The organism is Desulfobacula sp. (assembly GCF_030145145.1).
GTDB lineage: Bacteria > Desulfobacterota > Desulfobacteria > Desulfobacterales > Desulfobacteraceae > Desulfobacula.
On sequence record NZ_JAQYWD010000004.1, the window covers coordinates 68314 to 86882 of the forward strand.

The 18569-nt window shown below is 44.0% G+C and carries 20 protein-coding genes; 10 read left to right on the forward strand and 10 right to left on the reverse strand.

The genetic code is table 11. From position 1 onward, the window contains the following. Positions 1-109: 109 nt before the first annotated feature. Genes Q1Q15_RS02900 through Q1Q15_RS02920 form a run of 5 tightly spaced genes read right to left on the reverse strand, consistent with a single transcriptional unit; the run spans position 110 to position 3979 of the window. On the reverse strand, positions 110-1174 hold the full coding sequence (locus Q1Q15_RS02900) for a sigma-54 dependent transcriptional regulator (protein ID WP_300456410.1): 1065 nt from the start codon (positions 1172-1174) through the stop codon (positions 110-112). Continuing rightward, positions 1171-1545 (reverse strand): chemotaxis response regulator CheY, encoded by a 375-nt coding sequence (locus Q1Q15_RS02905; protein ID WP_300456683.1) that lies wholly within the window; start codon positions 1543-1545, stop codon positions 1171-1173. The genes Q1Q15_RS02900 and Q1Q15_RS02905 overlap by 4 nt, the downstream gene beginning before the upstream one ends. Positions 1546-1563: 18 nt before the next feature. Continuing rightward, a complete protein-coding gene (locus tag Q1Q15_RS02910) occupies positions 1564-2025 on the reverse strand; it encodes a chemotaxis protein CheX (protein WP_300456413.1) in 462 nt (153 codons plus the stop codon). Between the two features lie 33 nt (positions 2026-2058). Next, complete coding sequence (locus Q1Q15_RS02915; RefSeq protein ID WP_300456416.1) at positions 2059-2412, reverse strand: PilZ domain-containing protein; 354 nt, start codon at positions 2410-2412, stop codon at positions 2059-2061. 34 nt (positions 2413-2446) lie between these two features. Then, positions 2447-3979, reverse strand: coding sequence for an HD domain-containing phosphohydrolase (locus Q1Q15_RS02920; protein WP_300456418.1), 1533 nt, complete (start codon positions 3977-3979; stop codon positions 2447-2449). Positions 3980-4209: 230 nt separating this feature from the next. Between Q1Q15_RS02920 and Q1Q15_RS02925 the strand changes: the two genes are divergently transcribed. The 4 genes from Q1Q15_RS02925 (at position 4210) to Q1Q15_RS02940 (ending at position 8334) form a co-directional block, all read left to right on the forward strand. Beyond that, positions 4210-4671, forward strand: a complete 462-nt coding sequence (locus Q1Q15_RS02925) for an Lrp/AsnC family transcriptional regulator (RefSeq protein WP_300456421.1) — start codon at positions 4210-4212, stop codon at positions 4669-4671. Positions 4672-4685: 14 nt separating this feature from the next. Continuing rightward, the gene (lysA, locus tag Q1Q15_RS02930; RefSeq protein ID WP_300456423.1) at positions 4686-5954 is read left to right on the forward strand and encodes a diaminopimelate decarboxylase; all 1269 of its coding nucleotides are present in this window, start codon (positions 4686-4688) and stop codon (positions 5952-5954) included. Positions 5955-5992: 38 nt separating this feature from the next. Further along, complete coding sequence (gene cutA, locus Q1Q15_RS02935; protein WP_300456427.1) at positions 5993-6319, forward strand: divalent-cation tolerance protein CutA; 327 nt, start codon at positions 5993-5995, stop codon at positions 6317-6319. Positions 6320-6462: 143 nt separating this feature from the next. After that, the gene (locus Q1Q15_RS02940; protein ID WP_300456429.1) at positions 6463-8334 is read left to right on the forward strand and encodes a GNAT family N-acetyltransferase; all 1872 of its coding nucleotides are present in this window, start codon (positions 6463-6465) and stop codon (positions 8332-8334) included. 3 nt (positions 8335-8337) lie between these two features. Here the strand turns inward: Q1Q15_RS02940 and Q1Q15_RS02945 are convergent, their stop codons facing one another. Further along, positions 8338-10104, reverse strand: a complete 1767-nt coding sequence (locus tag Q1Q15_RS02945) for an AMP-binding protein (protein ID WP_300456431.1) — start codon at positions 10102-10104, stop codon at positions 8338-8340. Positions 10105-10261: 157 nt separating this feature from the next. On the opposite strand from Q1Q15_RS02945, the gene Q1Q15_RS02950 reads away from it, so the two are divergent. Together Q1Q15_RS02950 and Q1Q15_RS02955 are read left to right on the forward strand one after the other, a co-directional pair. Continuing rightward, positions 10262-11224 carry a tRNA-dihydrouridine synthase family protein gene (locus Q1Q15_RS02950; RefSeq protein WP_300456434.1) on the forward strand — a complete coding sequence of 321 codons (963 nt, stop codon included), beginning with the start codon at positions 10262-10264 and terminating at the stop codon, positions 11222-11224. Between the two features lie 155 nt (positions 11225-11379). Further along, positions 11380-11907, forward strand: coding sequence for a universal stress protein (locus Q1Q15_RS02955; RefSeq protein ID WP_300456437.1), 528 nt, complete (start codon positions 11380-11382; stop codon positions 11905-11907). 3 nt (positions 11908-11910) lie between these two features. Here Q1Q15_RS02955 and Q1Q15_RS02960 read toward each other — a convergent pair whose 3' ends face one another. Together Q1Q15_RS02960 and Q1Q15_RS02965 are read right to left on the reverse strand one after the other, a co-directional pair. Then, positions 11911-12705, reverse strand: a complete 795-nt coding sequence (locus Q1Q15_RS02960; RefSeq protein WP_300456440.1) for an alpha/beta hydrolase — start codon at positions 12703-12705, stop codon at positions 11911-11913. Further along, positions 12689-14146, reverse strand: a complete 1458-nt coding sequence (locus Q1Q15_RS02965; protein ID WP_300456443.1) for an MFS transporter — start codon at positions 14144-14146, stop codon at positions 12689-12691. Before Q1Q15_RS02965 ends, Q1Q15_RS02960 begins: the two co-directional genes overlap by 17 nt. 86 nt (positions 14147-14232) lie before the next feature. Here Q1Q15_RS02965 and Q1Q15_RS02970 point away from each other — a divergent pair, with 86 nt between their 5' ends. From Q1Q15_RS02970 to dusB, 3 genes are read left to right on the forward strand one after another with little or no spacing between them, the layout of a single operon-like run. Further along, complete coding sequence (locus Q1Q15_RS02970) at positions 14233-14604, forward strand: hypothetical protein (RefSeq protein WP_300456446.1); 372 nt, start codon at positions 14233-14235, stop codon at positions 14602-14604. Next, positions 14585-15511, forward strand: coding sequence for a DUF1848 domain-containing protein (locus tag Q1Q15_RS02975; RefSeq protein WP_300456449.1), 927 nt, complete (start codon positions 14585-14587; stop codon positions 15509-15511). Before Q1Q15_RS02970 ends, Q1Q15_RS02975 begins: the two co-directional genes overlap by 20 nt. Further along, positions 15508-16473, forward strand: coding sequence for a tRNA dihydrouridine synthase DusB (gene dusB, locus Q1Q15_RS02980; RefSeq protein WP_300456451.1), 966 nt, complete (start codon positions 15508-15510; stop codon positions 16471-16473). The genes Q1Q15_RS02975 and dusB overlap by 4 nt, the downstream gene beginning before the upstream one ends. Before the next feature lie 48 nt (positions 16474-16521). Here the strand turns inward: dusB and queF are convergent, their stop codons facing one another. After that, positions 16522-16926 carry a preQ(1) synthase gene (gene queF / locus Q1Q15_RS02985; RefSeq protein WP_300456454.1) on the reverse strand — a complete coding sequence of 135 codons (405 nt, stop codon included), beginning with the start codon at positions 16924-16926 and terminating at the stop codon, positions 16522-16524. A gap of 534 nt (positions 16927-17460) precedes the next feature. Between queF and Q1Q15_RS02990 the strand changes: the two genes are divergently transcribed. Further along, positions 17461-18222 (forward strand): hypothetical protein, encoded by a 762-nt coding sequence (locus Q1Q15_RS02990; protein WP_300456456.1) that lies wholly within the window; start codon positions 17461-17463, stop codon positions 18220-18222. Positions 18223-18275: 53 nt separating this feature from the next. Here the strand turns inward: Q1Q15_RS02990 and Q1Q15_RS02995 are convergent, their stop codons facing one another. Next, entirely contained in the window at positions 18276-18569 is a 294-nt protein-coding gene (locus Q1Q15_RS02995; protein WP_300456458.1) for an HNH endonuclease, read from the reverse strand.

The following is an 18569-nucleotide window of genomic DNA, read 5'->3' on the forward strand; positions in this document are numbered from 1 at the left end:
CTCAAATCAAGAAAACAGGGCATGTCGTATGGATAACCGTATTTTTCGAGCAGAGCAGTTGACAGTCAAGCGGTTCCGAAAATGTCAAAAAAATGACAGGCTCTTCTGTTCAAAAAAATGGTTCCGGGCTTTCCGGCTCAATATTCATTTTTTTAATTTTTTCCACAAGCGTGGTTCTGTTCATTTTCAGACGTTCGGCAGCCCTTGCTTTGACCCATCCGGTTTCATCCAGAGCATGCCGTATCAACGACCGTTGATACTGATCCACTGCTTCATTAAATCCGATCCTGTTGTTAAGGACCGATGACACAGAAACAGATGTGCTTTGCCGTGTATTATGAGTAATATAGTCCGGTAAATCCGCCAGTTCAATGGTTTGATTTTCAACCAGAACAGATATCCGTTCGATTAAATTCTCAAGCTCCCGGATATTTCCAGGCCAATCATAGCGCAGCAATGCTTGTTTGGCTTTTTCGGAAAAAATTTTCACCTGATAGCCCTTCACCCGTTTGGTCAGATAATGTTGGAAATGATCCGTTAATGAAAAAATATCTTCTTTTCGTTCCCGCAACGGAAGAATTTGAATGGGGATAACGTTCAACCGATAAAAAAGATCTTCTCTGAAGGCTCCCTGGGCAATGGCAGCGGGCAAATCTTTATGTGTTGCTGAAATCACCCGGATATCCACCTTGATGGTATGGGTTCCCCCCACGCGTTCAAATCGTCTCTCCTGGATCGCCCTTAATAATTTAACCTGCAGGTCAGGACTCATATCACCAATTTCATCCAGAAAAATCGTTCCCTGATCTGCAATTTCAAACCGTCCGATCCTGGAACGATGGGCGCCGGTGAAGGCACCTTTTTCATGTCCGAACAATTCACTTTCCAGCAGTTCACCGGGAATGGCACCACAATTGATGACCACCAGGGGGCCATTCCGCCGGGAACTGTTATTATGAATTGCCTTTGCTATCAATTCTTTGCCCGTGCCGCTTTCCCCGGTTATCAATACGGTAGAATCAGATTTAGACACCTTTTTTACCGTATCAAGGACTTGTCGGAGTCCTTTGCTGACACCGGCTATTCCTACCCGGTCAAATTCCATTTCTTTGACATCTCGCTTTGGATTGATCCCAGGTCCTTCTTTTGCATCGCAAATCGGAACCATGGTCATTTTAAAATCTTTTCAAGTTTCTCAGAAATCGCTTCTGCTGTAAATGGTTTAACAATATAATTTGACACCCCTGCCTGAACCGCCTCAATCACATTTTGTTTTTGCGCTTCCGCCGTCACCATCAAAAAAGGCGTTGTTTTATACACATCACTGGCCCGGACCTTCTTTAGGAATTCAATCCCCGTCATTTTGGGCATATTCCAATCTGATATAATCAGATCTATTTTCTGGCCCTGGAGTTCATCCCAGGCAGTTGAACCATCATCGGCTTCAACAAAATCCTTAAACCCCAGCTGTTTTAAAATATTCTTAAGGATACGGCGCATGGTAGCAAAATCGTCAACAATCAAAATCTTAATGGATGTGTCCATTGCCACATTTTCCTCCTTCTATTTTTCAAAGCACACTTCAATTGTAAACTCTCCATTTTCAGTACTAAAGGGGATCGCAATTTTAGGTCCTCTTGTATATTGAACGACACTATGATTTTTTCCGGTTATCACTGACGGAATTGCCGATTTAAATATTTTCCCTGTTTCTTCCAGTTCCCGCCTGGCCTGGCCTGAAATCATGTTTGTCAGCTCGCCCACAGCATCTGTTATTTCATTATTCAGTTCTTTCATGGTTTCACCAAACATATTGGACACCACTGACAGAATACATTTCTCTTCAAATGTTACCGAAATGGTTCCGTTTGCAGCCCCGGTAAGCCCCAAAACACCTGACACATCTCCCACTGCAACACTATTTTTCTTCAGGTAGGGGTTACCCGCAGTCACCTTCATAAATGCCATGGTTTCCAACACATTTATGGTTGCATTGATAAACGGATTTATAAGTCTAACATCCATAATCTGTCCCTGTTTCATACCATACGTCAAAATTCAATAAGCGTCATCCATACGATTATAGCACACAATATTTTTAAGATGAGAATAAGACCCCACATCCATGGAATCAAACCCTATTCCCATGCCGGTATCAACTACCCTGACAACTGTCCCATTTATCAGCAATTCAATTTTATCCGTCCCGCAGGTCAGTTGAATTTTAATCACACATTCTGCTCCGAACGTTAAGGTTTCCGACGTCCTGATAAATATGCCCTTAAGGCTTAAATTCATGGAAGTCCCGTGCAAGCAGATCTGTCTGCCATTGGCTTCAATCAGTATCTGGATTGGCGTTGTAAACCCCACTCTGGAATTCCTGCGCCGTTCATCTGTGTTAGAGACAGCCATGATAGATGCCCTCCTGAGGTTTTTTTTCAAGCCGTTAAAAATCGTCCGGCAAGTCTTGGTCTGCAATGGCTAAAAACGCTCGAACAGCCACGGGATCAAACTGTGAACCAGAGTTCTCCTTTATGATATCAAGGACTTTCTGTTTCTCCATCTTATTTCGATAGGCCCTGTCCGAAGCCATGGCATCATATGAATCGGCAACACATAAAATCCTTGACAACTTTGGAATTGCCTCTCCTTTTAACCCATCGGGGTAGCCTTTACCATCATATCGTTCATGGTGATGCCGGATAATCTTCATTTCCCGATCCCACAACCCCAACCGACTGATAATATCTGCCCCAATCACAGGATGTTCCTTGATTTTCTCATATTCGTCATCGGTGAGGCGACCTGGTTTTAGAAGAATGTCATCCCGGATGCCGATTTTACCGATATCGTGAAGGCTGCCTGCAAAACTGATAATATCCAGTTCTTCTTCTGTGCACCCCATTTCTTCGGCCGCCATCTGTGCATATTTTGCCACTCGTGTGGAATGTTTTCGCGTATACAGATCTCTTACCTCAAGGGCGGTTACAAATGCGTAAAGTGTTGAAAAAAGGTTGTCATAAATATTTTCATACAGGGCAATATTTTCAATGGCGGCAGCGGCCTTCTGGGTGATAAAACTCATATAATAGATATCTTTTTCATTAAACCGCTTATCTGCCTGAAATGAAAAGGCGCTGGCAATACCAAAAATTTTATCCCGGATTTTCAACGGTACCACCATTAATGAATGAACCACATCATCTAACCGGTCAATTTTCCCGGCACCTGAAATCAGGCAGGGGTTGTGATCCGTGCTCAAAAGATCAAGAATGAAGTCATTGGCCGATTTTGAAAGATCCTTCCCAAACAGTGAATGGACGGTTTCATTTTCAATACTATAATCTGAACTGGCCACAAGTACCAGAGATTTATCCTGATCCGAATAGATATGAAAAAAAACTTTATCCGCTTTTAATTCCTCCACACCCAAATCAACGACTTTATTAAAAATACCATAACTTGAGTCTGTTGAAGAAAAGTCCTCCATCACCCGGTTCAAGGTATTCACTTCTTCAATTCGTTCAAGTAATTCATTGTTGAGTTTTTTTAACCGTTCCTGCCGTTCCAACTCTTCTTTTAAAATAAGATTCTCAACAAACAGCTCGCGTTCCCTTAAAATTCTTTTGAGCGTTAACTCCATTTGCTCAAGGTTAACCGGTTTGATCAAGTAATCCACAACACCATTTTTCAACGTCTGTATGGTATTCTCCAGGGAAGGACATCCCGTCATGATAACCACCGGGAGGGTACTCTCTGTTTCCCGGATCTTTTCAGCCAACTCCAGACCGTCCATTATTGGCATATTAATATCCGTAAAAACACATCCAATTTTTACCCTGTCCAAAACTTCAAGGGCTTCAATCCCGTTGCCGGCGGTATAAACCTCATAACCCTTTCTTTGAAAATACCCTTCCGTTACATCAAGAATACCTTCCTCATCATCAACCACTAAAATTTTGATTGGGTCATTCAGCATCGCTAAGACTATACCTTCATTTGGAATATATAAATTTTATTGGCCAAATGTATCTTAAACATTTTATTTTATCAACAAAAATCAAAATTTTACCCATTCCCGAATCCCAAATGGATATAATTCGCAAAAATATATATTTTTAGAAAAAATATTCTTTACAAGAAGAAAAACTAAGAATATTATATCTTATTGAGGGATTTAAAAAATATAAAACAGAGATATTAAATACAATGGATAATACAGATCTTCACATCTTGCAAATCTTGCAGAAAAAAGCCCGGGTACCCAATGTGGAAGTCGCCAGAAAGATCGGAATGGCGCCCTCTGCAGTGCTCGAGCGAATAAAGAAGTTAGAGGCCCAGGGCGTGATTGAAGGATATGAAGTTCGTTTAAATCCGGATATGTTCAAGTGTTCAATGATCGCATTTGTCCAAATCAAGGTGGCGACCCCGGGCCGGCTGGCGGAAACCGGTGAAATGCTTTCAGCCATAGAACAAATTCAGGAAGTTCATTATCTGGCAGGCGAAGACTGTCTGATGATTAAACTGAGGGTGTCAGACAACACTGAGCTTGAAACCATTTTAAGAGAAAAAATAATCAATCGGGACGTGATTAAGGCCACCAAAACGTTCATCGCACTTTCAACTTACAAGGAAAGCGCCAAAATAATGTTGCCCGAAACCATCGCATAAGGAATTGTTCACCCATGCCAATGTCAGACACATATAAAGAAAGACTCGCCAGAAGTCTGCCCCAAATTATAAAGACCTTTAAAACGCCATTTCATATTTATGATGAACAAGGCATCAAAGAGACCTGCAGCAAGCTGACCACTGCTTTTAAGGATATTGACGGGTTCAAAGAATTTTTTGCCGTCAAAGCACTGCCCAACCCCTCCATCATGCGAATTGTGCAGAAAATGGGCTTTGGATTTGACTGCAGTTCCACACCTGAGATACACCTGTCCCGTCAGATCGGCAGCGTTAATGAGGATATCATGTTTACCTCCAACAATACCAGTTCTTCCCAGTTTGAAACTGCCATGGAAAATGGTGGATGCATTCTGAATCTGGATGATATTTCCCTGATTTCAAAATTAACCGACATTCCCGATCTTATCTGTTTCAGATACAATCCCGGGGCCCGGCGAAATGGCAATAATATCATTGGAAACCCTGTAGAATCAAAATACGGTGTCAGCCATGATCAAATTATGGATGCCTACCGGAAATCCATTCAACTTGGCGTTAAACGATTTGGTATTCACACCATGCTGGCATCCAATGAACTCAATTACGAATACATGGTCGAAACCGCCCGGATGCTGTTGGATATCATAGAACGGGTAAGTGAAAAACTCCACATCACCTTTGAATTTATCAATATCGGCGGAGGGCTCGGTATTCCTTATACTCCGGATGCACTGCCATTTGATCTGGATGCCATGGCCCATGAGATTACCCAGCTTTTTCATACGTTCAAAAGCATCCATGGCTGGTCACCCAGACTATACATGGAAAGTGGCAGATACATCACGGGCCCTCACGGTGCACTGGTCACATCCGTCATTAACCATAAAAATATTTATCGGAAATATGTTGGTGTGGATGCATCCATGTCAGCTCTCATGCGACCGGGCATGTATGAGGCCTACCATCATATCCATATCCATGGGAAAGAGGACGCAACCCGGTTGGAAAAAGTGGATGTGGTGGGCGCTTTATGTGAAAACATAGACAAATTTGCCGTTCAAAGGCAATTACCGGTGACGGTGGAAGGGGATATACTGGTCATCCACGACACCGGGGCCCATGGTCATGCCATGGGATTTAATTACAACGGCCAATTAAGACCCAAAGAATTATTGTTCAAGGCAGATTCAAGTGTTGAATTGATCAGAAGGGCTGAAACCATGGAAGATTATTTTTCAACCCTCCATTTTGAGCCCCGGACATTAACCTTAAAAGACGCGTAATTCAACCGTAACCGTTCATTAAAAGAAATATAAAAATTATGGAATACTGCATTGTTCTGACAACCTGCCCCAATGATGAAGAAGCCAAAACCCTTGCGTCAAAGCTCCTTGAAAAAAATCTCGCCGCCTGTGTTCAACTCAGTTCTATCACCAGCTATTATAACTGGAAAGGCATTACACATGCAGATCCAGAGATCAGACTAGTCATCAAGACACGGGCCCGGCGCTATGAATCTGTTGAACAATTTATTAAAAAAAATCATTCCTATGATGTCCCTCAAATTGTTCAGATCCCCATAACGGACGGATCAGATGAATTCTTAGACTGGATGGACGAAGCCACTCCGGATCAGATCAGTGGGTAAGATGCCGACAGCCCGGCACCGGCGGGTGCCTGATCTCTTTTGATTAAATTATATTGAATCGCTTATTTTCCCTGTACTTTAATTGAAAATTATTTAATACTTAGTATGTCAAATTATCCTTTAGCCTCAGCAGGAGACATTGAATGAATCTTAGGGAAATTTATCCTGGAAAAGTCCTTACAGCGCAAGAAAGTGTCAAAAAAATTAAAAATGGCTCCCGGGTTTTTATCGGAACCGGATGTGGTGAACCCCAGCAATTAATCAAAGCCATGATCGAAGATTTTTCCATTCAGGATATTGTTATTTACCAGATGCTTTCTCTTACGCTGTCAAAATATGTCAATGATGAAAATTTTCTTTCAAGATTCTCCATTAAACTGTTTTTTATTTCCGCCTTAATGCGGCAATCTGCGTTTGAAGGAAAAATCGACTATATTCCGGTTTATCTGTCACAGATCCCTGAAATTTTTGAAAACCACGAGATCGGCCTTGATATTGCACTGATTCAGGTCAGCCCGCCGGATCATCATGGATATTGCAGCCTGGGTATTTCCGTTGACATTACCCTTTCCGGGATGAAAAATGCGGCCATTGTCATTGCCCAGGTCAATCCCGAGATGCCTAGAACCTGGGGGGATGGCCTTGTCCATATTGATGAAATTGATTATCTGGTAGAGTATACAGAGCCCATTCTTGAATCCCTTCCGGGAATAAAGAACCAGAAAGTCATTGAACGAATCGGGCATTATGTCAATATGCTGGTAGATGACGGGGCAACCCTTCAAATTGGATTTGGTCATCTGCCCGATGCGGTGGTGGGATATCTTTCCGACAAAAAAGACCTGGGTATCCACACCCAGGTGATCACCAACGGACTTTTACCGCTCTTTAAAAAGAAAGCCATTACCAACAAAAAGAAATCCTACCTCCCGGACAGGGTTATTGCGTCATTGTGCATGGGCTCCAAAGAATTATATGACTATGTTGATAACAATCCTATTTTTTACTTTAAATCTTCGGAATTTGTAAATGATCCCAATATCATTGCGAATAATGATAATTTTATTTCCATCAGCTCTGCCCTGGAGGTGGACCTGACCGGCCAGGTCTGCACTGATTCAAAGGGATATCTTTTTTACAGCGGCATTGGAGACCAGGTCGATTTTATCCGGGGCTCTGCCATGTCAAAGGGGGGATTTTCCATTATTATCCTTCCGTCGACAGCCCAAAATGGTGAGATTTCAAGAATTGTCCCCCATTTAAGTGAAGGGGCGGGTGTGGCAACCACCAGGGGGGATATTGATATTATTGTCACCGAGTACGGCATCGCTGAAATGCGCCGGAAAAGTATCTATCAACGGGTAATGGAACTGGCCCGGATTGCCCATCCAAAATTTAGAAAAGACCTGATCGAAGAAGCCAAAAAAAGACATTATATCTTTCCGGATCAGCTTCCCCCGACCACCCAGGATCTTTTGTTCCTGGATCGATACCACTACTCATTCAAACTTGCCAATGGGAAAAACGTCGATTTCAGGCCCCTTTTACCGTCTGATGAGTTTGAATCCAGGCATTTTTACTATTCTCTGCAGGAAGATTCCATTTACTACCGGTTTTTTAACAAACGAAAGGTTTTTTCCAGGAACATGCTTCAAAAACAATGGGCAGAAGTGGATTATCGAAGAAATATGACCATTATCGGGTTGATGCAGCTGGGTAAACGTAAACAGATTGTGGCCATTGGCTCTTATGCGGAAGCCGGTGTGGATTCTGCTGAAGTGGCCTTTCTTGTTAAGGAACGGCTCCATGGAATGGGAATTGCGTCCTACCTGCTTAAAATTCTTGAAACCATTGCAAAGGAAAACAATTATAAACAGTTTGTTGCAACCGTTCTGGCCGATAATCGAAAAATGATCAAAGTCTTCCAGAAAAAATATCCGGCTGCAAAATTCTTAAGAAGCGGCAGCGGTGAAGTGGAGGTTGAAATGGCATTCAAACCACAGGAGACTCCCTAACGGTCACCGTTGTCTCTGCTTTGAACTCAATTCCGGAAAATCCCAGTAAAAATATTCTTTAATACCATCTTCAAGATCTGTGTCCTGTTTGGTCACCTCAATTTGTCTTAATTCAATTCGTCTGATCTTACCACTGATGGTTTTTGGAACTTCAGGAACAAACTCAATGATTCTGGGAATCTTAAATTTGGGTAAAATGGTAAGGGTATGTTTAAACAATTCCAGTGCCAGTTCCCGGGAAGCCTCATAACTTGGATTTAAAATCACATAGGCTTTCACCAGCTGATACCGGTTCGCATCGGGAGAACCAATGACAGCCGCCTCTGCCACACTAGGGTGTTCCACAAGGGCACTTTCAACTTCAAAGGGACCGATCCTGTAATCCGAAGATTTAATCACATCATCTGCTCTTCCCACGAACCACCAATACCCATCCGCGTCAAAAGATGCCCGATCACCCGTATAATAATAGTGATCCACAAATACGGAACTCATTTTTTCAGGACTGCCGATATATTCTGAAAAAAGTCCAATGGCCCGCCATTTGTCGAGTTTTATCACAATATGCCCCACCTGGTCTGCCTGGGTGATCTCGTTACCTTCATTGTCGGCCAAAGCCATATCATACATCCCAGACGGATATCCAAAAGACCCGGATCGCATTTTCCCTTTTATCCAGGGCGGATTCCCTATCATGGCAGTGGATTCCGTCTGGCCGTAAACGTCTCTTATTTCTGTGTGTGTGTGTGTGTTCCATTTGTTTATCACATCGGCATTCAGCGGCTCTCCGGCACTGATGGACTGCCGCAAACTTGACAGGTCAAAAGAGTCGAGATTCATGTTTACAAAGCTTCTCCAGGCCGTGGGCGGCCCACAAAAGGTGGTGACTCGATGCCGTGAAACTGCATCCAGGTATTGTTCCCCATCCAGAAAAGAATATTTAAACCCCGTGGTTGTGGCACCCACATTAAACGGGGCAAAAAAGCTGGACCAGGACCATTTTGCCCATCCAGGGGTACTCAGGTTGTTATGAATATCATCCGGCCGAAGCCCCATCATGATCGTGGTTGACAAATGCCCCACCGGATAGGATATTGCTGTGTGCCCGACCCGTTTGGGCAGACCGGTTGTTCCCGAGGTAAAAAAGCAGAAAAGGATATCATCGGATCTTGTGTGTGCTCCCTGGGCTTCCGGGGATTCATTGTCAATCACATCAAAGGAGGTCCAACCGTATTTTTGTCCTAAAACCAGCTTGAGTTTGGGGTCACTATGATTTTGTTCAAGCGCTTTATCAATCAGGTCGGCCGATGCTTCATCCGCAATAATCACCTTGGGAGAATAGGTTTCAAACCTGAATTCCAACTCTCTTTGGGTCATTGTCGTTGCAGTGGGAACACTGACGATACCGGCCTTTATACCGGCCAGGCAGGCAAACCAGTTTTCAGGTAACAAAGGGGTCATCATATAGAGGTTATCCCCTTGTACCACCCCTGATTTAGCAAAGAAATTGATCAGTTGATTTGCCTTTTGTGATACGGCTCGGTACGTGTATGTTTTGGTCTTCTGGGTATCGATATCGGTCCATATCAAGGCTTTTTTATCTGGGGTTTCTTTCACATGAAGGGCTTCAAAAATATCTGAGGCCCAATTAAAATGTTCAGGGATTTCCATGACATTTAATTGGCCAAACAGTTTATTGGCAGCATCTTCCATGGCCGAGATGTCTTCCATCGTATTTATCCTGATAACCTCTCTGAAAAGCTCTTTCATTCCTTTAAAAACACTCCTTGCATTCTGTTTTAATGTTATATAAGCTAAGACCAAAAACACTTGGTTGTATAGTTTATCACCCTAATGTTTGTCAAAGCTTATTTATGATTTTTACCATCTCAATTTCAGGTTTTTCGCTTTAATGGAGTCGTCATTAATGCCCCCCCCTCCCATTACCATCATTCTTGCCCCGCTTCAGGGATTTACCGACGTGACGTATCGGAATGTATATTCAGATCATTTTTCAGGCGTGGATGAAGCCGTGGCACCGTTTATTTCAACCATGGGCCAGATGCGAATACACCCTTCCAGGATCAAAGATCTATATCCTGAAAAGAACAGGAAGCTGCCAGTGGTGCCTCAAATTCTTGGGAATGTTGCAACCGATTTTATTTTTCTTGCTGATCAGCTTTATACCATGGGGTATCACCGAATCAACTGGAATCTGGGCTGTCCCCATTCAAAAATAGCAAAAAAAAAGAGGGGCTCAGGGCTTTTAATGTATCCGGATAAAATTGATGCCTTCCTGGAAACGGTGCTGTCGAAAATTTCCAACACACTGTCCTTAAAAATCCGGTTGGGCAGACGATCAAAACGTGAAATTTTTACGCTTCTGCCTATTTTGGACAAATACCCTCTGGATGAAATCATCCTTCACCCCAGGACCGGGATACAGATGTATGAGGGAACATCGGATCATGATGCATTTGGTGAAGCGCTCCAAAACTGTCAACACCCGTTCACCTATAATGGTGATATCACCAACGTAAACACGTTTCATACCGTTCAAAAAAAATTTCCCCATATCAGCAGATTCATGATAGGCCGGGGAATTTTGTCCAATCCATTTCTTGCAGAGCAAATAAAAGGACTTCAAGTGGATAAAAACCCCATTGAACGATTAAACGCATTCCATGATGCCCTTTTTGACAGCTATCAAACCATCTTCTCAGGCCCTGCTCATTTAACCGGGCGAATGAAAGGATTCTGGAGTTACCTGGGTCCTTCGTTTAAGGAAAGCAAAAAACCGCTCAAGGCGATACTGAAAGCCGGCTCTATTGATAAATACCAGGACAGGGTGGCCGATTTTTTTAAAGACGCGCCTGAATTCATAAAATAAACCGGGCGGGTTCAAATCAGCACTTGCATATTCATCATTTTGATTTATTATAGGGCCATATAAAAGCGTGTTGATGCGTATTTTATCAACAATAACAAACAGACACGGGAGGGCCGGACAACCGCTCCATACCGATAACTTCTGGAGGAATTAAAATGGTTCCACCCACAAAAAATATTCTTTTCGCTTCTGACCTTTCTGTTAATATGAAAAAAGTGTTTGAGCATGCTGCAACTCTGGCGATCTGCCATCAGGCCAATATTATTGTTCTTCACGTCATGGAAGAAACCCCGTATGCTGAAAAACAGATCCGCATGGCGTTTGGTGAACAATTATATCAAAACTTGAAAGCCGATCATCGAGCCGGGGCAAGAAATATACTCATCGGAAAAAATGTTGATGCCCTGAGAATCCGCAAGGCCATTGCCGGCTTTTTCAAAGGCACCGAACAGGAAAAAGAGATTTCTGAGAACAACTCCCTGATTAAAAAAATTCTGGTGGCTGAAGGGCGTTCCATTGCCGATGAAATCACATCAACGGCGGCAGAGGAAGGCTGTGATTTGATTGTTATGGGGTGCAAGCAATTGGGATTGCTGGCCGATGCCATGGGCGAACATGTGGTCAGAAAGGTGTTGAAACGGTCTAAAATGCCGGTTTTCATCGTTCCGTTTCCGGAGAAATAAGCCTTATTGAAGGCAGATCTGTTTAATCTGTTCCAGGTATTGGTCCCTGCCTTTGAAGAAAATATCATTATGATTGGCCCCTTTGACCTCCAACAGTATTTTGTTGCGCGACGCACAGGCATCAAATAGTGCCTGTCCATCTGAGAAGGGAATAATGTGGTCAAATTGGGCATGGATCACCAGGCAGGGATTTGAAAAGGTCTTGATTTTATCGATATTTTCAAACCCCTGGTTTTCTTTAAATCCGATGCAGTGTGGATTGATACCCAATTTCTGCAGCAAAGGAGCCGCCCAGGCGAACCCGCTTTCTATAATCAGGCAATTAAAATCATTTGCCCGTGTGGCACACAGTTCAATGGCGGACGCACTGCCAAGAGACCGGCCCATTACACACAAAGGACCGGTCAATTCCCTGTTGGATCGATAGGCCCGTACAAAATCAAAAAGGATATGACAATCCGCCATCATTGATGTGACAGACGGTATACCGGTTGATCTTCCGTATCCCCGGTAATCAACCACAAAAAGATTGATCCCCATGTCATTATACAGACAACCGACATCATCATAATCCGATACAATTTCTCCATTGCCATGAAAAAAAAGGATGACGGGTGCATCGGTCCGGGCCAAATGAAAGGATGCCGCCAATTGAACCCCTTTATCAACCGGGATAAGGATATCCTCCCGGTTCGTCCGGGTCTGGCGAAACCCCGGCTCAACCCGGGGATGAAAAAGAGACCTGACAACCTCTGGCTGATCCAGTACTGCATAGGGGAGCTTATTCCATTGTCTCATTTACGCCTCCTTCATGGGGATCATCCTTCAGCTGGGACTCTTTGCCCCGGGCAAAGGTCACGAATATGCCCCAGATTGAGAGGATAACACCCATTCCCATTGCTCGTTTAAAGCTGATCATAAAAAAAGGTTCCATTGCCGCTGTGTAATCTTCAAGACTTGAACCACTTGTCAGTGTTGAAAAAGAAGTGGAAAAAATCAATCCTGCCAGGGCAATCCCGATCACCATGCCAAGATTCCTTGCCGTGGCAACAGCCCCTGAAGCGATGCCGCGCCTTGACAATGGCACACAACTCATTACGGCGGTATTATTGGGAGACACAAAAAGCGCTGTCCCAATCCCGGCAAGGGCCATCCGCCATAACATTGATCCCGCACCCATGGCCGGACGAATCATCATTAATGACACCAGGGACAGGGTCAAAATACTCATTCCCATCATACACAGACGTCTTGAGCCGAGGCGATCATATAACATCCCTGACAGGGGACTGACAAACAAAAGAAACAAAAAAGGCGCAATCATTATGGATCCGGTTTTTGATGGGGAAAACCCGCACGGATATGTCAGATAAAACGGCATCATAAACACAATCACAAACAAGGATGCAAACAGAAGCGCCGAAGACATCACCGGGAACAAAAACAACTTGAGTTTTAAAAGCCCCAGATCAAATAACGGATAGTCAGACCTTGCCTCAGTGACGGCAAATCCGATACATGCCAGAATGAAAGACACGGCAAAGGACAGGGACAGGAGTGAAATGATCCCCCACCGGGACAACTGGGTCAAAAAAACAATCAGGGTGGACAACATGATAACCAATAAGACACTGCCCGTCTTGTCCAAGGGCTCCCGGCATCCTTGAGCAGCTGGCGCGTTGTTTAAAACAAACAGCCCCCCCAGGGCAGCGGCAATCCCAATGGGAATATTGATATAAAAAATAAACCGCCAGGATAGATATTCAAGGATAACACCCCCCACAACCGGTCCTGTGGTCAGTCCGGCAGCCACCACAGCGCCAATCATACCCAGGGCTTTTCCCCGTTCCTGAACCGGGAAGGCATCGACGATCATCGCTGGAGAACAGGCCATCAGCATGGATGCCCCTCCCCCCTGCAAGGCCCTTGAAACGATCAAAAACAGAGGCGTTCGAGCCATTCCGCACAACAAAGATCCAACCGCAAACAGGACAAACCCCATCACATAAACAACTTTTCTACCGTAAATATCTGAAAGTCTGCCAAAGGTTAACAGTAATGCGGAAACCGTTACCAGATAAATTAATACCACCCACTGAATGGTTTGAATATCTGTTTGCAACTCCTGCATTACTTGGGGAAGTGCCACATTAACAATGCTTGAATCCAGTGTCGACATAAAAATTGACGTTGCAACAAGGAAAAAAATCTTCCATTTTTTTTCATAGACAGGTGCCATATATCCATTCCATTTCTTTGCTGTTATATGAAGATTATGTTATATAAAGCCAGTTGACAAGAAAAATCAAACCACATGAGGAGACTATGACCACCGTCAATGATGTTGTCTTAATCTATATTGAAGATACCCCTGTGTCTTTTGCAAGGGTGGAAACCATCCGTCCGGATCTAAAAAAAGACTGGTATGATATCACCTTGTTAATGCTCCAGATCCCGGTGCAGACCGTGACATGGATTCTAAAAGACGATTATATCAATGGCCAGGAATTTCATATGAATGGGAAAAAAATGAAGCTGGAAAAGGTTGAGCACCCTGTTGATACTGCACCCGATTCCAGCCGGTCAGGGTCCGGGGATCAGGACGACTTAAAAAAGGAAGCCCCCCCGGAAAAAAATCAAGCCACCATCATTTCCTTTTCCGATTTAAAAAAGAAACATGACCCAACCGCCGGTTAACATCCTGTCTGCTTCCCGAAGAACTGATATACCGGCCTTCTATATGGACTGGTTTATGGACCGCATCCACCGCGGTTTTTTTAACGTAAAAAACCCCTACACCCGAACCGTTAAGCCCGTCACGGTATCAAGGGATGTCGTTCATTCCATTGTCTTCTGGTCAAAAAACTATGCAGCCTTTATTAACGCCAGGGCGGGCGAACGGCTGACACAACTTGGATTCAATCTGTATTTCAATTTTACCCTTAACTCTGAATCGGCTTTGCTTGAACCCATGCTGCCCCCTTTAACCCAAAGACTTGAACAATTAAACGAACTTGCCGATGTGTTTGGACCGGATAAAATTTCCTGGCGGTTTGACCCCATTTGTTTTTATGGCACCCAACACAATGGTAATGGTTCGACAAAAAACAATCTTTCAGATTTTCCAACCATCGCAGAAAAAGCATCAAGACTTGGCATTCAACGCTGCGTCACCAGTTTTTTTGATACTTACCCCAAGATTCAAAGACGTCTGAACCGTTTATGTCAAACAAATTATCCATCTGTATTTTTTACGAACCCGTCCATGGATAAAAAAACACAAGTGATTCGCCGAATGGCATCGCTTTTGACCGGAACAAACATCACCCTTTATCTGTGTTGTGAACGAGACGTCTTCTCAGCACTTGACGGCGATACAAGGGTAAAAGAAAACGCATGCATTGACGGCCATTTATTAAAGCACCTCTTTGGGGGTACACCTGAAAGGAAAAGAGATTACGGCCAGCGGTCAAAAAAAGGATGTCACTGCACCCGATCCATAGATGTCGGATCATATGAAGACCATCCGTGTTACCATAATTGTCTTTTCTGTTATGCAAACCCCCAGATGGATGCCTGCCTGAAAAAGCCCAGGACACAATGAAAATAAACCACCTGAAAATAAATGGAAAAACATTTTTGGCGCCCCTGGCAGGCATCACCAACCTGCCGTTCCGGCTTCTTGTAAAAGAATGTGGATGTGCGGTTGTCTGCTCTGAAATGATCAGCGCAAAAGGGCTTTTTTATAACTCAAAAAAAACCTTGACCCTGTTATCCTCAAAAAAAGAAGAAGCCCCCTTGTCAGTTCAATTATTCGGATCTGATCCAGACACAATGGCAAGGGCGGCAACCGCTGTGCAGGATCTGGGAAACGCCGACATCATTGATATTAATTTTGGTTGCAGTGTAAAGAAGGTCGTAAAACAGGGCGCCGGGGTGGCCCTGATGAAAGACCCCGGACATAGCGGCCTGCTGTTGACAGCTGTTCGGAAGGCAACCCATCTGCCCCTGACCATAAAAATAAGATCCGGCTGGGACCCTTCCGGGAAAGACGCGTTTAAGATAGCGCAAATCGCTGAGGATACAGGAATTGATGCCATTACCATGCATCCCAGGACCGCTGGCCAGGGATTTAAAGGCCATGCAGACTGGAACCTGATCCGGGACCTGAAGCAGCAATTGGCAATCCCCGTTATTGGCAATGGGGATATTAACAGTGTTGAAGATGCAGCAAGAATGATCACGCACACCGGGTGCGATGCTGTCATGGTGGGGCGTGGGGCCATGAGAAATCCGTTTATCTGTTCCCAGATCGATGCGTTTCTTGAAACCGGATCCTATCAAGCGCCCTCAGAACAAGACATTTTCAGAGCAATGGCGCGGTTGACGGAAATGTATGTGGCCTATTTTGGAGAACTGTCGGCCTGCAAAATGCTGAGGAGCCGGCTTTCATGGTTTGTGAAAGGCCTGCCGGGATGTTCTGCCTTCAGGCAGGAATTATCCCGGATCAATTCAAAGACACATGCGCTGGCGCTTATCAAAGAGTTTGAAACCCGTATCGCGTAAATCGCTTCCGCGACGATTTCGGGCTTCGACCTTTAGCAGTTGACTCGTTTAATTTTTTTCATAAACAGCCGTTGCAATGGAGCTGATTCCCCCCCTGGGGGTAAATTCGCCGGTGACCTCCATTCTCAAGGGCTTTAAAACCAGAACCAGGTCATCCAGAATCTTGTTGACCACATGTTCATAAAACATGCCCACATTTCGGAACTGCAACAGGTAATATTTTAATGATTTAAGTTCCACAAGGGTCTCATCCGGTCTGTACAGTATGGTGATGCAACCATTATCCGGTAACCCGGTCATGGGGCATACCGACGTATATTCAGGCTGCTTTATGGTGATATCAATGCTTCGTTTTGATTTATAGGCGTACGGGATGGGTGTCAGCAGATCCGCTTTAACAATACCCGGATCTTCAATTTTATAATGGGGTATATAGGTCTTATTTTCAATCATGTTCCGATTATCCTTACGATTCATTAAAAAAATTAGTACCTCAATTTTCAGAGGTTACCTTAATCGACGGGCTCAGGCTTTTTTTATCGTGCTTTTTATCACTATTTCATAACCAGACAGATAAAAAGTGCCATAATGAAAGCCTGACCCCATATAGAAATGGTCAACTCCGAAAGTTGAGTGACTAAGTTACAGTTACTATCACAATGGCAATCATGTTTCAAACGAATAAAACAGGGAACAGAAATTCTCATTATAAAACGCAATAGTGGCCGGACAATGGTTCAGGTATCTTCATAATGGGAATTGTTGAACAGCGAAAACAAACCGCTTTGTGGTCATTTGAAAAATCGCAGAAAAGCTTGACAAAGACATTAAAAAGAAAGATATTAACAAAGGTCGAATAATATGCTAATATAAATCTATCAACTTTATTTAAAATCAAAGAGTTGAAAAAAATACAGTAGTTTTAGTCAAATCTGGTGTCACCATTTTTTGACATATTTAATATAGTCCCAAGGAGACAACAACCCCATGAACGATTTTCTACAAAGCCTTCGAAATGGTCAGGCTGAAAAACCGCGCGCCCCGAAAACGCGCAAAAACTATGATAATTCTTACCACTATACCAGCTCCCCCAGATTCCCTTCCCATGGTGGATACCAGAACAACAGAAACCAGCAAATGAAAAGACCCCCCATGCAACATCAACCGGGAAATCAGATGCCAATGGACGATACGCCAGCAGTGTCCTTGCTGGCAGACGCCATTGAAAACTTATCCAGTCATATTGAAACCCTGACAAAAAACCAGGATTACCTGATAAATGCCCAGGAAAGAACTGCGGATATGCTGGAACGTCAGGCCATTGCCCTTGAAAGAGTCGTGGGTCACCTGAATATCGCCCTGGCACCGGAAACAAACCGTGAACAGGAGAGTGCGACGGAAAAACCGTTTAGACACCATTATGTAACCTCCCGGGAGCCGGAACAGGATCTCCAGCCGGAACTTGACATCCCGGAACCCGTGGAAACACCTGTTGAAAAAATCCAACCGGTAAAAGCGATCATTCGAAAAAGAAAAAAAGTGGTGGCAAAAAAGACAGATGCCAAGGTTTCAACGGGCACCAAACTTCTCAGCCGTGAAGCCGTCATGGATATCGTCCACACCATGCGGGCCGAGGGTGCCACATTTGATCAGGTTGCAAGCCGCTTGGTTGAACTAGGACAGCCCACCTTCTCCGGTCGTGGAGAATGGCATGCACAAACCATTCACAGGCTCTGCAATAAAAAATAAGCCGGTCTTATTTTTTAACAATCGCCAGCGGACAAAAAAAAATTGTCCGCTGGCTATTGTTTTATGGAAGCCATATACGCGTCCCACTCAGCCGGAAGCTGCTGTTTTTTTTTCGTATTACAGTCTTTGCAACATGGCACAAGATTAAATTTTTCCGACTTCCCCCCCCGGGCAAGGGGAATGACATGATCCATGGTGAGGTCTTTGGGCAAAAAAATATGCTTACAATAGTGACATATTCCCAAGGCGCGTTTTCGCTTCCACCATTGACTGCCCCGCAATTTCCTTGCTTTGTCCCGTTCTTTTTTTAAGACCGCCTCATCAATGAACCAAGTAAACGGATTCAT

Excerpts from the sequence above, each read along its gene's own strand:
- Q1Q15_RS02900 (WP_300456410.1), bottom strand. The coding sequence starts at position 1,174 with ATGACCATGGTTCCGATTTGCGATGCAAAAGAAGGACCTGGGATCAAT.
- Q1Q15_RS02905 (WP_300456683.1), bottom strand. The coding sequence starts at position 1,545 with ATGGACACATCCATTAAGATTTTGATTGTTGACGATTTTGCTACCATG.
- Q1Q15_RS02910 (WP_300456413.1), bottom strand. The coding sequence starts at position 2,025 with ATGGATGTTAGACTTATAAATCCGTTTATCAATGCAACCATAAATGTG.
- Q1Q15_RS02915 (WP_300456416.1), bottom strand. The coding sequence starts at position 2,412 with ATGGCTGTCTCTAACACAGATGAACGGCGCAGGAATTCCAGAGTGGGG.
- Q1Q15_RS02920 (WP_300456418.1), bottom strand. The coding sequence starts at position 3,979 with ATGCTGAATGACCCAATCAAAATTTTAGTGGTTGATGATGAGGAAGGT.
- Q1Q15_RS02925 (WP_300456421.1), top strand. The coding sequence starts at position 4,210 with ATGGATAATACAGATCTTCACATCTTGCAAATCTTGCAGAAAAAAGCC.
- lysA (WP_300456423.1), top strand. The coding sequence starts at position 4,686 with ATGCCAATGTCAGACACATATAAAGAAAGACTCGCCAGAAGTCTGCCC.
- cutA (WP_300456427.1), top strand. The coding sequence starts at position 5,993 with ATGGAATACTGCATTGTTCTGACAACCTGCCCCAATGATGAAGAAGCC.
- Q1Q15_RS02940 (WP_300456429.1), top strand. The coding sequence starts at position 6,463 with ATGAATCTTAGGGAAATTTATCCTGGAAAAGTCCTTACAGCGCAAGAA.
- Q1Q15_RS02945 (WP_300456431.1), bottom strand. The coding sequence starts at position 10,104 with ATGAAAGAGCTTTTCAGAGAGGTTATCAGGATAAATACGATGGAAGAC.
- Q1Q15_RS02950 (WP_300456434.1), top strand. The coding sequence starts at position 10,262 with ATGCCCCCCCCTCCCATTACCATCATTCTTGCCCCGCTTCAGGGATTT.
- Q1Q15_RS02955 (WP_300456437.1), top strand. The coding sequence starts at position 11,380 with ATGGTTCCACCCACAAAAAATATTCTTTTCGCTTCTGACCTTTCTGTT.
- Q1Q15_RS02960 (WP_300456440.1), bottom strand. The coding sequence starts at position 12,705 with ATGAGACAATGGAATAAGCTCCCCTATGCAGTACTGGATCAGCCAGAG.
- Q1Q15_RS02965 (WP_300456443.1), bottom strand. The coding sequence starts at position 14,146 with ATGGCACCTGTCTATGAAAAAAAATGGAAGATTTTTTTCCTTGTTGCA.
- Q1Q15_RS02970 (WP_300456446.1), top strand. The coding sequence starts at position 14,233 with ATGACCACCGTCAATGATGTTGTCTTAATCTATATTGAAGATACCCCT.
- Q1Q15_RS02975 (WP_300456449.1), top strand. The coding sequence starts at position 14,585 with ATGACCCAACCGCCGGTTAACATCCTGTCTGCTTCCCGAAGAACTGAT.
- dusB (WP_300456451.1), top strand. The coding sequence starts at position 15,508 with ATGAAAATAAACCACCTGAAAATAAATGGAAAAACATTTTTGGCGCCC.
- queF (WP_300456454.1), bottom strand. The coding sequence starts at position 16,926 with ATGATTGAAAATAAGACCTATATACCCCATTATAAAATTGAAGATCCG.
- Q1Q15_RS02990 (WP_300456456.1), top strand. The coding sequence starts at position 17,461 with ATGAACGATTTTCTACAAAGCCTTCGAAATGGTCAGGCTGAAAAACCG.
- Q1Q15_RS02995 (WP_300456458.1), bottom strand. The coding sequence starts at position 18,569 with ATGAATCCGTTTACTTGGTTCATTGATGAGGCGGTCTTAAAAAAAGAA.